The 14,344-nt window shown below is 66.3% G+C and carries 13 protein-coding genes; 8 read left to right on the top strand and 5 right to left on the bottom strand.

Translation table 11 applies throughout. From position 1 onward, the window contains the following. Positions 1-161: 161 nt before the first annotated feature. Positions 162-1,139, bottom strand: coding sequence for a 2-dehydropantoate 2-reductase (locus CBM2586_RS25200; RefSeq protein ID WP_115690504.1), 978 nt, complete (start codon positions 1,137-1,139; stop codon positions 162-164). Between the two features lie 185 nt (positions 1,140-1,324). On the opposite strand from CBM2586_RS25200, the gene CBM2586_RS25205 reads away from it, so the two are divergent. The 3 genes from CBM2586_RS25205 (at position 1,325) to CBM2586_RS25215 (ending at position 4,631) form a co-directional block, all read left to right on the top strand. Beyond that, complete coding sequence (locus tag CBM2586_RS25205; protein ID WP_115664030.1) at positions 1,325-2,089, top strand: TerC family protein; 765 nt, start codon at positions 1,325-1,327, stop codon at positions 2,087-2,089. A 106-nt stretch (positions 2,090-2,195) separates the two neighbouring features. Next, complete coding sequence (locus CBM2586_RS25210) at positions 2,196-3,809, top strand: glucan biosynthesis protein (RefSeq protein ID WP_115664029.1); 1,614 nt, start codon at positions 2,196-2,198, stop codon at positions 3,807-3,809. Positions 3,810-3,938: 129 nt separating this feature from the next. Continuing rightward, a complete protein-coding gene (locus CBM2586_RS25215) occupies positions 3,939-4,631 on the top strand; it encodes a GntR family transcriptional regulator (RefSeq protein ID WP_062802880.1) in 693 nt (230 codons plus the stop codon). 22 nt (positions 4,632-4,653) lie between these two features. Here CBM2586_RS25215 and yedA read toward each other — a convergent pair whose 3' ends face one another. After that, positions 4,654-5,529 (bottom strand): drug/metabolite exporter YedA, encoded by an 876-nt coding sequence (gene yedA, locus CBM2586_RS25220; protein ID WP_115690506.1) that lies wholly within the window; start codon positions 5,527-5,529, stop codon positions 4,654-4,656. Positions 5,530-5,745: 216 nt separating this feature from the next. Beyond that, a complete protein-coding gene (locus tag CBM2586_RS25225; protein WP_115664027.1) occupies positions 5,746-5,931 on the bottom strand; it encodes a hypothetical protein in 186 nt (61 codons plus the stop codon). A 178-nt stretch (positions 5,932-6,109) separates the two neighbouring features. On the opposite strand from CBM2586_RS25225, the gene CBM2586_RS32695 reads away from it, so the two are divergent. Then, positions 6,110-6,580 (top strand): LysR substrate-binding domain-containing protein, encoded by a 471-nt coding sequence (locus CBM2586_RS32695; protein ID WP_115690508.1) that lies wholly within the window; start codon positions 6,110-6,112, stop codon positions 6,578-6,580. Between the two features lie 7 nt (positions 6,581-6,587). Here the strand turns inward: CBM2586_RS32695 and CBM2586_RS25235 are convergent, their stop codons facing one another. Then, positions 6,588-7,574: a PAS domain-containing protein gene (locus CBM2586_RS25235; RefSeq protein ID WP_115690510.1), complete on the bottom strand. Its 987-nt coding sequence runs from the start codon at positions 7,572-7,574 to the stop codon at positions 6,588-6,590. Beyond that, positions 7,571-8,485 (bottom strand): LysR substrate-binding domain-containing protein, encoded by a 915-nt coding sequence (locus CBM2586_RS25240; protein ID WP_115664024.1) that lies wholly within the window; start codon positions 8,483-8,485, stop codon positions 7,571-7,573. Before CBM2586_RS25240 ends, CBM2586_RS25235 begins: the two co-directional genes overlap by 4 nt. A 101-nt stretch (positions 8,486-8,586) precedes the next feature. Between CBM2586_RS25240 and CBM2586_RS25245 the strand changes: the two genes are divergently transcribed. The 4 genes from CBM2586_RS25245 to CBM2586_RS25260 all read left to right on the top strand — a co-directional run bounded on the left by CBM2586_RS25245 (position 8,587) and on the right by CBM2586_RS25260 (position 14,340). Continuing rightward, a complete protein-coding gene (locus tag CBM2586_RS25245) occupies positions 8,587-9,672 on the top strand; it encodes a tartrate dehydrogenase (protein WP_115691475.1) in 1,086 nt (361 codons plus the stop codon). Between the two features lie 266 nt (positions 9,673-9,938). Next, positions 9,939-11,546, top strand: coding sequence for a BCCT family transporter (locus tag CBM2586_RS25250; RefSeq protein WP_115690512.1), 1,608 nt, complete (start codon positions 9,939-9,941; stop codon positions 11,544-11,546). Between the two features lie 146 nt (positions 11,547-11,692). Then, complete coding sequence (locus CBM2586_RS25255; protein ID WP_115690518.1) at positions 11,693-12,829, top strand: aromatic ring-hydroxylating oxygenase subunit alpha; 1,137 nt, start codon at positions 11,693-11,695, stop codon at positions 12,827-12,829. A gap of 62 nt (positions 12,830-12,891) precedes the next feature. After that, complete coding sequence (locus CBM2586_RS25260; RefSeq protein WP_115690520.1) at positions 12,892-14,340, top strand: NAD-dependent succinate-semialdehyde dehydrogenase; 1,449 nt, start codon at positions 12,892-12,894, stop codon at positions 14,338-14,340. The last annotated feature ends 4 nt before the right edge of the window (positions 14,341-14,344 follow it).

Here is a 14,344-nt window from a genome sequence, read left to right on the forward strand (position 1 = left end):
ATGCGCGGTCCACATGCATCGGCACAAAAGCGGTGCGCGGCCTGTCGTATATGGTATATCACAATCGCCCTGCCTTCCGGTTTCGCGAGCCGGGCACGCCTCACCGGCGCGTGCCAGGCTCGCGCCTGGGAGAACGCCCGACCCGCGTCCCCCGGTTCCACTCAGGCGGCAAGCTTCGCCATCGCGTCGCGCTGCTTGATCAGCCCGAGCACGGCATCGCACATCGGCGTTGGCTCGCCCACCAGCCGCCCCATTTCCTGCACCACCGTCAACAGCGGGTCGATCTCCATGGCCCGCCCTGCCTCCAGGTCCTGCAGCATCGAGGTCTTGTGCGCGCCCACGGCGCCGGCGCCGTCGATGCGCCGCTCCACGTCGACCCGGAATTTCACCCCGAAACGCTCGGCGATGCCCTGCGCCTCCACCATCATCTGGCGCGACAGCGCGCGCGTGGCGGGGTCTGCAGTAATGACGTCGAGCGTGGCGTGGGTCAGCGCGCTGATCGGGTTGAAGCACAGGTTGCCCCACAGCTTGAGCCAGATCTCGTCGCGGATGTTGTCGCGCACCGGCGCGTCGAGGTCGGCGGCCATCATCATCTCGCTGAGCGCGGTCACGCGCGCGGAGCGGCTGCCGTCCGGCTCGCCCAGCGGAAACTTCTTGCCGTAGACATGCTTGATCACGCCCGGCGCGACGATCTCGGCGGCCGGATAGACCACGCAGCCGATCGCCCGCTCCGGCCCCAGGCGTTGCCACTGGCGCCCGCCCGGATCGACGCTTTCCAGCGTCTGGCCGGCCAGCTCGCCGCCGTGCTTGTAGAAGTACCAGTAAGGAATGCCGTTGACGCCGGTTACGATCGCGGTGTCGGGTCCCAGCAGCGGCTGCATCTGGTCCACCACCCCGGGAACCGAATGCGCCTTGAGGGTGATGAACACATAGTCCTGGTGACCGAGTTCCCGCGGATCGCTGGTGCAGCGCACCTTCGCCACCCGCTCCTCGCCATCGATCAGCAGCTTGACGCCGTGCTCCTGCATCGCCGCGAGATGGGGTCCGCGCGCGACGAAACTGACCTCGGCCCCCGCCCGCGCCAGTTGCGCCCCGACATAGCCGCCGATGGCACCGGCGCCGTAGATACAGACTTTCATAGTGCTGCCTCCTTGATGGCTCGATTGAATCTTTTGATATATCACATACTATATTCCATAAAGTCGCATGGCAACCCGCATTCTTTTTTCGTTCCGCGCGCGGGCAAGCGGCGCTGCGCTAACATGAAGCCTGCATGCGCCTCGGGCGGGTCACCGCCGCACCCTCCAATCAATGCGGAGCCTTCATGGAAGCGACGTTGGCATTGCTGCAGGATCCCGCCGCCTGGGCGGCGCTGGCCACGCTGGTGGCGATGGAAATCGTGCTGGGGATCGACAACCTGATCTTCATCTCGATCCTGACCAACAAGCTGCCCGCGGAGATGCGGGAGAAGGCCCGCAAGATTGGCATCAGCCTGGCGCTGCTGCTGCGCCTCGGCCTGCTGGCGACCATCGCCTTCATCGTCACGCTGACCCAGCCGCTCTTCACCGTGCTGGGCCATGGCCTGTCGTGGCGCGACCTGATCCTGATCGCGGGCGGCGGCTTCCTGGTGTGGAAGGCCACGCGCGAAATCCATCACCACGTCACCGCCGCCGAGGAGGGCGAGGAAGGCGGCACGGCCAAGGCGGTGCACAGCTTTGCCGCGGCCATCGGCCAGATCTTGGTGCTGGACCTGGTGTTTTCGATCGACAGCATCATCACCGCGGTCGGCATGACCGAACACGTGCAGATCATGTTCGTGGCCGTGATCGCGGCGGTGATGGCGATGCTGTTCGCGGCCACGCCGCTGGCCAACTTCATCAACCGCAACCCGACCATCGTGATGCTGGCGCTGGCCTTCCTGATGATGATCGGCATGACGCTGATCGCCGAAGGCCTCGGCACCCACGTGCCCAAGGGCTACATCTATACGGCGATGGCGTTCTCGGCCTCGGTCGAGGGGCTGAACATGCTGGCACGGCAACGGCGCCGGCAGCGCCGCGCCAGGCGCGAGGCAAGCGAGGTGCGATGAGGCGCTGGCGCCACCTGCTGTAACAGAGGGTGTCCGAACTTTTCCGCGGCGCCGGCGTCTTTACAGTTCTGCACAATCCCGGACAATAAAAGGACGCTTTCACCACATGATGAATCGCCGAACCCTGCTGGTCTCCGCCACCGCCTCTGCCGCGCTTGCCGCCCTCGGCATTACCCCATCGGTGCTGGCAGCCAGCCGGATCAAGCTAGGCGAGGCCCAGCCGTTCGGCTTCGACGCCCTGATCGAGCGCGCCCGCGCCCTGGCCGGCAAGCCTTACGCGCCGCCGCCCGCGCCGCCCGCGGAGGTGTTGTCCCGCATCGACTACGACGCCCACGGCAAGATCCGCTTCCGCACCGACGACGCGCTCTTTGCCAACGGCCCCGGCCAGTTCCCGGTCACGTTCTTCCACCTCGGCACCTACTTCCGCACCCCGGTGCGCATGCATGTGATCGAGCGCGCCAAGGGCGGCACCGGCAAGGCCCGCGAGATCGTCTATGACGATGCCTACTTCGACATGCCGGCCGACAGCCCCGCGCACAAGTTGCCGGCGGGCAGCGGCTTTGCCGGCTTCCGCTTCCAGGAAAGCCGCCTGGGCGACCAGAAAACCCGCGACTGGCGCAAGAACGACTGGGTCGCCTTCCTCGGCGCCTCCTATTTCCGCGCCATCGGCGAGCTGTACCAGTACGGCCTGTCCGCGCGCGGCATCGCCATCGACGTGGCCGAAGCGGGCAAGCAGGAAGAATTTCCCGCCTTCACCCACTTCTGGTTCGAAACCCCCGAAGGCAACAGCGACACCGTCACGGTCTACGCACTGCTGGATGGGCCGAGCATCTCCGGCGCCTACCGCTTCGTCATGCAGCGCGCCAAGGCCGTGATCATGGATGTCGAGTGCGTGCTGTTCCTGCGCAAGGACGTGGCGCGGCTGGGGCTGGCGCCGCTGACCTCGATGTACTGGTTCTCCGAAAGCATCAAGGGCACCGCTGTCGACTGGCGCCCCGAAGTGCACGACTCCGACGGCCTGGCGCTGTGGAACGGCGCCGGCGAGCATATCTGGCGCCCGCTGAACAACCCGCCACAGACCACGGCATCGGCCTTCTCCGATGACAACCCGAAGGGCTTCGGGCTGCTGCAGCGCGACCGCCTGTTCGACCACTACCAGGACGGCGTCAACTACGAGCGCCGTCCGAGCCTTTGGGTCGAGCCGCGCGATGGCTGGGGCGCCGGCTCGGTGCAGCTGGTGGAGCTGCGCACCGACGACGAGATCCACGACAACATCGTCGCGATGTGGGTGCCCAGGGCGCCGGCCAAGGCCGGCAACACCTATCGCCTGCGCTACCGGCTGCACTGGGCCGCCGACCAGCCCTACCCGTCGCCGCTGGCGCGCTGCGTGGCTACGCGCCTGGGCAACGGCGGCCAGCCCGGCCAGCCGCGGCCCAAAGGCGTGCGCAAGTTCATGGTCGAGTTCAAGGGCGCGCCGCTCGAGAAACTGCCCTTCGGCGTCAAGCCAGAAGCCGTGCTGACCGCTTCGCGCGGCACCTTTTCCTATGTCTTCACCGAAGCCGTGCCCAATGGCGTGGCGGGGCACTGGCGGGCCCAGTTCGACCTGACTACCGAGGGGGCCCAGCCGGTCGACCTGCGGCTGTTCCTGCGCCTGAACGGCAAGCCGCTGTCGGAAACCTGGCTGTACCAGTACCACCCGTTCCAGTCGCCGGCGGGCTGACGCGCCCGGCCGGGCGGGGCCGGCACCGGGCCAGCCCCTTTACACCTTATTGCGACACCGTGATGTCGGGCGGGCGCGAGCGGGTATGATGGCTGGCTACGACAGTTCCACTGCATCCGCCAGCCTCACATGATTTCTCAAGAGTTCGCCGGCGCCGCCGAGAGCGGCCAGGCTGCATCGCTCCCGCGCTCGGAGCGCGCCTACCAGCAGTTGCGCGCCGCCATCCAGGCCGGCCAGCTTTCCCCCGGCACCCGGCTGCGCGAGGTCGAACTGGCCGAATCGCTGGGGTTGTCGCGCACGCCAGTGCGGGAAGCGCTGTCGCGGCTGGAGTCGGAAGGGCTGGTCGTCAACGAGCCCAACCGCGGCATGATGGTGACGCAGCTCGATGCCAGCATGGTCAGCGAGCTGTACGTGATGCGCGAAGTGCTGGAAGGCACCGCCGCCGCGCTCGCCGCGCGCCACGCCACCGACGTCGAGATCTCGCTGCTGCGCGATATCGTCGAGCGCGACCTCGCCATCGCCGACGATCCCGACCGGCTCGCGCTGAACAACCGGCTGTTCCATGAAACCCTGCACCGCTGCGCCCACAACCGCTACCTGCTGAAGACGCTGCGCTCGCTGCACGAATCCATGGCGCTGCTCGGACGCACCACGCTGGCGGTGCCGGGGCGCGCGCGCAGTTCGTACGAAGAACACATCTCGCTGGTGGAAGCGCTGGAACAGCGCGATCCGACGCTGGCCGAGCAGATCGCGCGCCGGCATATCCAGCAGGCCTACAAGGTGCGGTTGTCGTTGTGGATCCAGGAGCAGTCGGGCAGCTGAGGCCCGTGCCCGCGCGGCGCCGTCAGGCCGCCTGGGTCCGCGCCGCGCGCAGCGTGCCCAGGCTCAGCACGAGCAGCGCCGCCAGGATCAGCACCACCGCGCCCAGCGTCTGCGGCGCGATCTGTTCGCCGCCCAGCCATGCGCCCATGGCCAGCGCCACCGGCGGGTTGACGTAGACATAGCTCGCCGCCAGGGTCTGGCTGACCGTCGAGACCAGGTACATGTAAGCGGAGAACGCCACCAGCGATCCCGCCACCACCAGGTAGGCCCAGGCCCAGCCGGCCTGCGCGCCGACGGAAGACGGCCACGGCTCCTGCCGCAGCATCGACAGCACCATCAGCACGGCGCCGCCGATCACCATCTCGGCGGCAAACGCCGCCGCCCCGGGCGGCAGGTCCAGCCGGCGCGCCAGCTGCGAGCCGAACGACCAGCTCGCCACCGCCAGCAGCAGCGCCACCACGCCGCCGGTGCTGACCTGGAACTCGGCGCCCGCGGTCAGCACCAGGATGCCGGCGCTGCCGATGGCGATCGCCACATACTCATACCACTTCGGCCGGTTGCCGAAGCACGCGCCCCAGATCAGCGCAAAGATCGGCATCGACCCGATCATCACCGTGGTGGCGCCAGAGGAAATGGTCTGCTCCGCAATCGCCGTGAGACCCATGCCGCCCACCAGCAGAAACAACGCCGGCACCGCGCAATGGCAAAACTGCCGCGCCGACGGCATTGGCGTACCGCGCCAGGCCAACCACGCGGCCAGCAACAGGCCCGCGCACAGGAAGCGCGTGCCCATCATGAACAGCGGCGGAAAACTCTCGAGCGTAAAGCGGATCGCCAGGTAGGTCGTGCCCCAGACCACATAGGTGATCAGCAGGCACAGCAGGACAAGCGGGGACATGGGGCGGAGGGGGTTCGGCAAAGGCATTCACGATAGCCTTGTCCGCAGCCGCGGCAAAACGAAAAGCGCTGGCAAGCCTTGTGAGAGTTACTCACAAGGCACTCCAGCGCGGAGGCAAAACAAAACCGGCCGCGTTCACCCGGGGCGGGCGCACGTATGGCCGGTTCTTTAACGCAGCCCGGACGGGCCGCAACTGCCGTACTGCTGTGCCAGCGCTTAGCCGTTGGCGTAGACCACCTTGGCCTTGCGGGCCTGGCTTTGCAGGCGCTCGATCACCGACTGCACGGCGGCGATGGCGCGCTTCACGTCGTGGGCGAAGCCCAGGCTTTGCGCACCGAGTTCGCGCTCGATGAGTTGGCGTTCCAGTTGATCGGTCAGCTTGGTATCGGATTGGGTGTTCATGGCGTCCTTCCTTTCGGGATTACCCTTATGGGGTTTTCCCTGATTGTAGCAGAAGGATTGTCGCAATGCAGCATTAGGTGAAAGTACGTAGGCAGGAAGGTCACATATCCGAGCAACGCGATCATTGGATGTCGCATCAGCCTCTCGTGCCCAAGCTGGAGTCGAGCTGCGGGGAACAATGCCCGGTTTCTCACCGCTGAATCCCCGTGCCCTCCACTCCAGCATTGAAACGGCAAACCGGCCACTGTCTCTCGTCCACGAGCCGTTTGGTAATCGCGAGAAGACATCGCCATACCGTTGTCACGGCCAGCGACGCGGGGAGTGTTGCCGCCCGGCAAAGGTACACCTGTCGCGTGACGCCGGAACCCATACGCCAGATGAACCTGAAGCCGACTTTCCGCTTCTTGCTGATGCGGTTGCCCAGGGATTGGGGATTGGACTGCTTCCCGCCTATGTATCCCGCTGCGCCAGCTACCATGCTTTGCAGCCCGTACTGCCAGACTTTCGCATTCAGGCCGATCCGCAGTCGCTATACATCATGACATTGCCTAGCCGCTACCCCTCACCGGCAACACGTACGCTGATCGAGTTCCTGCGCGAGCGCATTGGCTTGCTGATCCGTGGGCCGCAACCCGCGGTACCGACATGACACACTGTCAGGCCAGGCGCAGCGCCAGCGCGTAGTACGACGCGCCGTCCTCGCTGCGGTTCAGCGTCGCGCGCACCGTCACCGCCAGCCCGCTTCCGTCGCCCCGTTTCAGCTCGGCAGAAAACTCGGCCTTCGGCCGCGCGGGCGTGATCCTGCGCAGGCGCGCGCCGGCGTCGGCGAACCGGCCGGCCAGCCCCTCGCCCAGCAGCGCGCCGGCATCGCAGCCGACCATCGTCGCCAGCGCCGCGTTCACTGACTCGCAGCGCAGCGCTCCGTCCAGCAAGGCGATGCCTTCCGAGGTCAACTCGAACACCGCCTGGAACCGCGCCTGCTGGTCGCGCAGCGACTGCTCGGCGAGCTTGCGCGCGGTGTTGTCCATGCTGATGCCGACGATCTTGACGATGCGCCCGTCCAGTTCCCGCACCGGCGTGGCGCGGGACGAAATCCAGCGGATGCTGCCGTCCGGCTGGTACAGGCGGAAGTCGAATTCGTGCGCGTGGCCGGTCTGTAGCGATTCCTCGTAGGCGGCGTTCATCATGGGCACGTCGTCGGCATGCACGTGCTTCCAGAAGCTTTCGTTGCTGACGATGCGCCAGCCGTACACCGCCTCGACGTTGGACGAGTAGGTCACGTCGTCGGTGATCAGGTTCCATTCCCACGTGACGATGCGCGCGCCCTCCTGCGCCAGCTTCATGCGCGCCTCGCTCTCCATGATCTCGGCGGTGTAGCGTCGGCGCATGTCGGTCATGGGGATTTCCACCGCGCTCGAGGTTTCCGCCTCCTGCCGCGCCTGCTCGCCGTAGCGCAGCCAGATCCAGTTGACGCCGAGGAACGCCGCCAGCTTGCGCAGCTTCTCGTAGTCGATCTCGCCGCCCCGGGTCCATTTGTGGACCGCCGGGCGCGACACCTCGAGCGCGTTGGCGACCGCCTGCAGCGTGAGCTTCTTGTGTTCGAGCAGTTCCTTGAGGCGGAATGCAAAGCTGTTTTCTGTCATGTGCTGGATTCCCCGGTGGCATCGCCGAGATGCCGCATGAAAAACTCGACGCAGGCGCGCAGCCGTGCGGAGCCGGAAAGGCGCGAAGGATACACCGCCCAGATATCGGCGTCCTGGCGATAGTGGGGCAGCACCTGCACCAGGCGGCCGGCCTTGAGGTCAGGCTCGACGTCCCACATCGAGCGCAGCATGACCCCATGCCCGGCCAGCGCCCAGCCCGCGACGATCTCGCCGTGGTTGGACGACAGGCGCCCGCCGACCTTGACGTTGCGGTCGCCCTCCGGCCCCGTCATGCGCCAGATGCCGAACGGATGGTCGCGCTCCTTGGTCACGAGGCAGTCGTGCTGCGCCAGCGCGTCGAGCGTCTGCGGCATGCCGCGCGCCGCGAGATACGATGGCGCCGCGCACAGCACCCGCCAGTTGCGCGCCAGCCGGCGGGCGATCAGGTGCGGGGCGATGTCGTTGCCGATGCGGATGTCGAGGTCGATGCCCTCGGCCGCAAGGTCGACCAGCTTGTCGAACACATCGAAGCGGATTTCCAGGCCGGGGTACTGCTCGCACAGCGTCGAGATCAGCGGCGCGACACGCCGCCTGCCAAAGCCCACGCTGCTGCCGATCCGCACCAGCCCGCGCGGCGAGCCGCCGCCAGCCGAGACGTCGTCCATCAACTGGCCGATCTCGTCGAGCATGTGGCGCGCCCAGCGGCACACGCGCTCGCCGTTTTCCGTCAGCGACACCTGGCGCGTGCTCCGGTGCAGCAGTTGCGCGCCCATCGCCTGCTCCAGCGCCTTGACGCGCTTGCTGACATAGGCCGGCGAGCTGCCCAGTTCTTCTGCGGCGGCGACGAAGCTGGCGCGCTGGGCAACCAGGCAGAACACCCGCAGGTCTTCCAGTGGCGGCAGATTATTCACGATTCGTGTTTCCTGTATCCACGGTTGCGCGGATGATCCGCGCCGGGTTTCCCGGCATCCTCGATCGCGTCCTGACCACCAGACACGAGCGAGACACCGCCATGACCAAACCATCTCCAGCTTCGTTCCGGATCGCCGCCATCGCCGGCGACGGCATCGGCAACGAAGTTTTGCCCGAAGGGCTGCGCGTCGTCGAAGCCGCCGCGCGCAAGTTCAACCTGCCCATTGAAGTGCGCCACTTCGAATGGGCCAACTGCGACTACTACCTGCGCCACGGCAAGATGATGCCGGACGACTGGAAGCAGCAACTCGACGGCTTCGACGCCATCTACTTCGGCGCCGTGGGCTGGCCCGACAAGGTGCCCGACCACGTCTCGCTGTGGGGCTCGCTGCTCAAGTTCCGCCGCGAGTTCGACCAGTACGTCAACCTGCGTCCGGTGCGCCTGCTGCCTGGCGTGCCCTGCCCGCTGGCCGGCAAGAAGCCTGGCGACATCGACTTCTACGTGGTTCGCGAGAACACCGAGGGCGAGTACAGCCCGGTCGGCGGCCGCATGTACGAGGGCACCGGGCGCGAGATCGTGGTGCAGCAGTCGATCTTCAGCCGCCACGGCACTGACCGTATCCTGAAGTACGCCTTCGAACTGGCGCAATCCCGTCCCCGCAAGAAGCTCACGTCGGCCACCAAGTCCAATGGCATTGCCATCAGCATGCCCTGGTGGGACGAGCGCACCGCCGCGATGGGAGCGCAATTCCCCGAAGTCAAATGGGACAGCCAGCACATCGACATCCTTTGCGCACGCTTCGTGCTGCAGCCGGAGCGCTTCGACGTGGTGGTCGCTTCCAACCTGTTCGGCGACCTCCTTTCCGACCTCGGCCCGGCCTGTACCGGCACCATCGGCCTGGCGGGTTCGGCCAACCTGAACCCGGAGCGCAAGTTCCCTTCGTTGTTCGAGCCGGTGCACGGCTCGGCGCCGGACATCTTCGGCAAGCAGATCGCCAACCCCATCGGCATGATCTGGTCGGGCGCGATGATGCTGGACTTCCTCGGCGGTGAAGCCGGACGCCAGGCGCATGACGCCATCCTCGCCGCGATCGAGACCGTGCTGCACGAAGGTCCGCTGACGCCGGATGCCGGCGGCAAGGCGGGCACCAGCGACGTGGGCAAGGCCATCGCCGAAGCCGTCTGACGCCAGATGCGCGGGCATACGTGACGCGGAATTCGCGCGGCGCGTGTGCTCCGCCTGGCGCGAGAAGCCCCATTCGGCACACACGTAGTTTTTTTCAGCGCGGAGCTTGTGCATCCCCGGAATTTTGCATAGAGTTTGCGTAAACCAATGGTTACTGTAAACCACTGGTTTACACAAAGCAAGAGAAGAACGCGGCCCCAACCGCGCCGGGTAGACAAGTTCCACCACAAAGCACCATGCGCCAAGACGCATCGGAGGAGATCCACTTGAAAACGTCCACGCCCCGCCGCGACGGCTTCCTGACCGTCTGCACGCTCACCGCCGTGCTGGTCACCGTCATCGCCATGGTCCGCTGGCCCGCCGAAGCGGCCGCCACCGCCACCCAGCTCTTCGACTGGTCCACGCGCTCCTTCGGCTCGCTGGTCCAGATCTTCGTCTTCGGCTGCGTCATCGCCTGCCTGGCGCTGGCCTTCAGCAAGTACGGCAACGTGCGCCTCGGCGAAGGCAAGCCCGTGTATTCCACCTTGTCGTGGGTCTTCATGTTCATCTGCGCAGGCATGGGGTCGTCGACCATGTACTGGGGCGTGATGGAGTGGGTCTACTACTACCAGTCGCCCGGACTGAACGTGCCCACCGGCACGCGCGAAGCGCTGGAACACTCCATCAGCTACTCGTTCTTTCACTGGGGCCTGAGCGCCTGGGCGGTGTACGCGCTGCCCTCGCTGGCGATGGCGTACCACTTCCATGTGCGCAAGAACAAGGGGCTGAACCTGGCGTCGATCATCGAGGCCATCACGGGCTTCCGCGCCACCGGGCCGGTGGGCCGCCTGGTGGATCTGATCTTCCTGCTGACGATGTTCGGGGCGCTGACGGTTTCCATCGCGCTGACCGCGTCGACCTTCACGCGCGGCCTGTCCGGCCTGTTCGGCGTGCCCGATACGTTCGTCACGCAGTTGATCGTGATCGTCGGCGTGTCGGTGCTGTTCTCCGCGAGCGCCTACATCGGCATCAACGGCGGCATGCAGCGCCTGAGCCATATGGTCTGCTGGGGCGCGCTGCTGCTGGCCGCGGTCGTGTTTGCCATCGGACCGACCCTGTTCGCCGGCAACAACATCGTCAATGGCCTGGGCCTGATGCTGCAGAACTACGTCCACATGAGCCTGTTCACCGATCCCACCGGCGACGGTGCCTTCAGCCGCGGCTGGACGGTGTTCTACTGGCTGTGGTGGGTGTCGTACTCGCCGGGCGTGGCGATGTTCGTGGCGCGCGTGTCCAAGGGCCGCAAGGTCAAGGAAGTCATCTATGCCCTGCTGCTGGGCGGCAGCGTCGGATGCTGGTTCTTCTTCGGCGCGCTGGAAAGCTACAGCATGCACCGGTTCATCTCGGGGGCCATCGACGTGCCGCGCATCCTGAAGGAGCACGGCGGCGAGACGGCAGTCGAAATGCTGCTGAGCGCGCTGCCGGCCGGCAAGGTGTTCCTGGCCGTGTACCTGGCGATCATGATCGTCTTCCTCGCCGCCCACGTCGACGCAGTGGCCTACGCCGTGGCCGCCACCACCACCCGCAACCTGGAGGAAGGGCAGGACCCGTCGCCGACCAGCCGCGTGTTCTGGTGCGTGATGCTGACGCTGGTGCCGCTGGCGATGCTGTTCGTCAAGGCGTCGCTGGAGACCATGAAGACAGCCGTCGTGCTGACCGCCATCCCGTTCCTGGTCATCCTCGGCATCAAGCTGTTCGGCCTGTTCCGCTGGCTGCTGCAGGACTACGCCGACACGCCGGCACACCTGATCGAGGCGGCCCAGTCCAACCCCCGGCCGGACGGCGAGAGCCGCGCCGTGACCACCGACAGCGAGGCCGCCGTCGCCAACGTTTGATGCATTGATGGCTTGTTGGTCAGGGCGGTCGCCGCCGCCCTGGCTGGCTCATTGCCCACACTTTGCCCGCCCCCGGGCTTTTTCTTCCGCCTTGTTGTTAAACACTATTTAACGCTTAACTACAGATTAACCAAAGGAACCGAATCATGGAGAAGACCCTGGACAACGCCGCCGTCAAGCTGCCCGCCGGCTTCTGCGCCGACGACGAAAACGCCTGGACCTTGCCCGCCTCGTATTACACGAAGGAAGCGGTGTTCGAATACGAGAAGGAAAAGATCTTCGCCAACAGCTGGATCTGCGTGGCCCACAGCAGCGAACTGGCCGAGTCGAACGACTACGTGACCCGCGAGATCATCGGCGAAAGCATCGTCGTGCTGCGCGACCGCGAAGGCGTGCTGCGCGCCTTCTACAACGTCTGCCCGCATCGCGGCCACCAACTGCTGCAAGGCAGCGGCCGCGCGAAGAACGTCATCACCTGCCCGTACCACGCCTGGACCTTCAAGCTCGACGGCGAACTGGCGCTGGCCCGCAACTGCGACAACGTTCCCAATTTCGACAAGAGCAAATCCAGCCTGGTCCCGGTCAGGGTCGAGGAATACGCCGGCTTCGTCTTTATCAACATGAATCCGGACGCAGGCAGCGTCGAGGAACAACTTCCCGGCCTGGAAGCCCGCATGCGCGCCGCCTGCCCGGTCATCGACGAACTCCACCTCGGCGCCCGCTTCGTCACCGAGACGCCGGCCAACTGGAAATCCATCGTCGACAACTACATGGAGTGCTACCACTGCGGCCCGGCGCACCCCGGCTTCTCGGACTCGGTGCAGGTCGACAAGTACACCCACACGCTGCACGGCAACTGGTCGCTGCAGTTCGGCCACGCCAAGTCGTCGGAAAAGTCCTTCAAGCTGGACGACTCCGTGAAGGACCCCAGCTTCAGCGGCTTCTGGGCCTGGCCTTGCACGATGTTCAACGTGCCGCCGGGCGCCAACTTCATGACGGTGATCTACGAGTTCCCGGCCAGCGCCGAAGTCACGCTCCAGCATTACGAGATCTACTTCCTGAACAAGGAACTGACCGAGGACCAGCAGAAGCTGGTCGAGTGGTATCGCGACGTGTTTCGCCCGGAAGACCTGCGCCTGGTGGAAAGCGTGCAGAAGGGCCTGAAGTCGCGCGGCTATCGCGGCCAGGGCCGGATCATGGTCGACCGCCAGCGCAGCGGCATCAGCGAGCACGGCATCGTCCATTTCCACCGCAAGGTGGCGAAGGAATACGAAGGCGCGTGAGCGCCGATACCCCCCTCCCATGCACGGGCGGGGGAATCAACACCGAAACGGAGACCAGACCCATGCAACTGAAGGACATCACCCTTTTCCGCCAGCAGGCCCTGATCGGCGCCGAATGGACCGACGCCCCCGACGCCGCCACCGTCGCCGTGACCGACCCCGCCACCGGCGAGCAGGTCGGCACCGTGCCGCTGATGCGCGAGGCCGGCGCCGTGGCCGCGATCGAGGCCGCCAATGCCGCCCTGCCCGCCTGGAAAGCCCGCACCGCCAGGGAGCGTGCCGCGCTGCTGCGCAAATGGTTCGACCTCATCATCGAGAACGAAGACGACCTCGCCGCCATCATGACCCGCGAGCAGGGCAAGCCGCTGGCCGAAGCGCGTGGCGAGGTCCGCTACGCCGCCTCGTTCATCGAGTGGTTCGGCGAGGAAGCCAAGCGACTCTACGGCGACGTGATCCCCTCCCCGGCCGCCGACAAGCGCCTGGTGGTGGTGCGCGAGCCGATCGGTGTCTGCGCCGCCATCACGCCGTGGAACTTCCCGGCGGCGATGATCGCGCGCAAGGCCGCGCCCGCGCTGGCCGCTGGCTGCACCATGGTGGTCAAGCCCGCCAACGAGACGCCGTTCAGCGCGCTGGCGCTGGCCGAACTGGCGCTGCGCGCCGGCATCCCGGCGGGCGTGCTGAACATCGTCACCGGCGACGCGGCGGCCATCGGCAGCCAGTTCACCGGCCATCCGCTGGTGCGCAAGCTGTCGTTCACGGGTTCCACGCCGGTCGGCCGCCTGCTGATGCAGCAGTGCGCCGGCACGGTCAAGAAGGTGTCGCTGGAACTGGGCGGCAATGCGCCGTTCATCGTGTTTGAAGACGCCGACATCGACGCGGCGGTAGAAGGCGCGATCCAGGCCAAGTACCGCAATGCCGGCCAGACCTGCGTCTGCGTCAACCGCCTCTATATCCACGATGCCGTGTACGAGCAGTTTGTCGAGCGCTACGTGGAGAAGGTGGCCGGACTGCGCGTGGGCAACGGCTTCACGTCCGGCAGCGAGATCGGTCCCCTGATCACGGAGAAGGCGGTCGCCAAGGTCGGCGAACTGGTCGCGGATGCCATCGGCAAGGGCGCGCGCGTCGCCATCGGCGGCGGCGTGCATGAGGCCGGTGCGCAGTTCTTCGCGCCGACGGTGCTGGCGGACGTCAAACCCGGCATGCGCGTGCTGGACGAGGAGATCTTCGGGCCGGTCTCACCCATCGTCCGCTTCACCTCGGAAGCCGACGTCGTGCGCATGGCCAACGACACCATCTACGGCCTGGCCGCCTACTTCTTCAGCCGCGACATCGGCCGCGTCTGGCGCGTGGCCGAGCAGCTGGAGTACGGCATCGTCGGCATCAACACCGGCCTGTTCTCGAACGAAGTGGCGCCGTTTGGCGGCGTGAAGCAATCGGGCCTGGGCCGCGAGGGCTCGAAGTACGGCATCGAGGACTACCTCGAAATGAAATACCTCTGCATGGCGCTGTAACGCG

This window comes from Cupriavidus taiwanensis (assembly GCF_900250115.1).
Taxonomy (GTDB): domain Bacteria; phylum Pseudomonadota; class Gammaproteobacteria; order Burkholderiales; family Burkholderiaceae; genus Cupriavidus; species Cupriavidus taiwanensis_B.

Bases quoted from the DNA above. Each gene is read 5' to 3' on its own strand.
- CBM2586_RS25200 (WP_115690504.1), bottom strand. From the start codon at position 1,139: ATGAAAGTCTGTATCTACGGCGCCGGTGCCATCGGCGGCTATGTCGGG.
- CBM2586_RS25205 (WP_115664030.1), top strand. From the start codon at position 1,325: ATGGAAGCGACGTTGGCATTGCTGCAGGATCCCGCCGCCTGGGCGGCG.
- CBM2586_RS25210 (WP_115664029.1), top strand. From the start codon at position 2,196: ATGATGAATCGCCGAACCCTGCTGGTCTCCGCCACCGCCTCTGCCGCG.
- CBM2586_RS25215 (WP_062802880.1), top strand. From the start codon at position 3,939: ATGATTTCTCAAGAGTTCGCCGGCGCCGCCGAGAGCGGCCAGGCTGCA.
- yedA (WP_115690506.1), bottom strand. From the start codon at position 5,529: ATGTCCCCGCTTGTCCTGCTGTGCCTGCTGATCACCTATGTGGTCTGG.
- CBM2586_RS25225 (WP_115664027.1), bottom strand. From the start codon at position 5,931: ATGAACACCCAATCCGATACCAAGCTGACCGATCAACTGGAACGCCAA.
- CBM2586_RS32695 (WP_115690508.1), top strand. From the start codon at position 6,110: ATGCCCGGTTTCTCACCGCTGAATCCCCGTGCCCTCCACTCCAGCATT.
- CBM2586_RS25235 (WP_115690510.1), bottom strand. From the start codon at position 7,574: ATGACAGAAAACAGCTTTGCATTCCGCCTCAAGGAACTGCTCGAACAC.
- CBM2586_RS25245 (WP_115691475.1), top strand. From the start codon at position 8,587: ATGACCAAACCATCTCCAGCTTCGTTCCGGATCGCCGCCATCGCCGGC.
- CBM2586_RS25255 (WP_115690518.1), top strand. From the start codon at position 11,693: ATGGAGAAGACCCTGGACAACGCCGCCGTCAAGCTGCCCGCCGGCTTC.
- CBM2586_RS25260 (WP_115690520.1), top strand. From the start codon at position 12,892: ATGCAACTGAAGGACATCACCCTTTTCCGCCAGCAGGCCCTGATCGGC.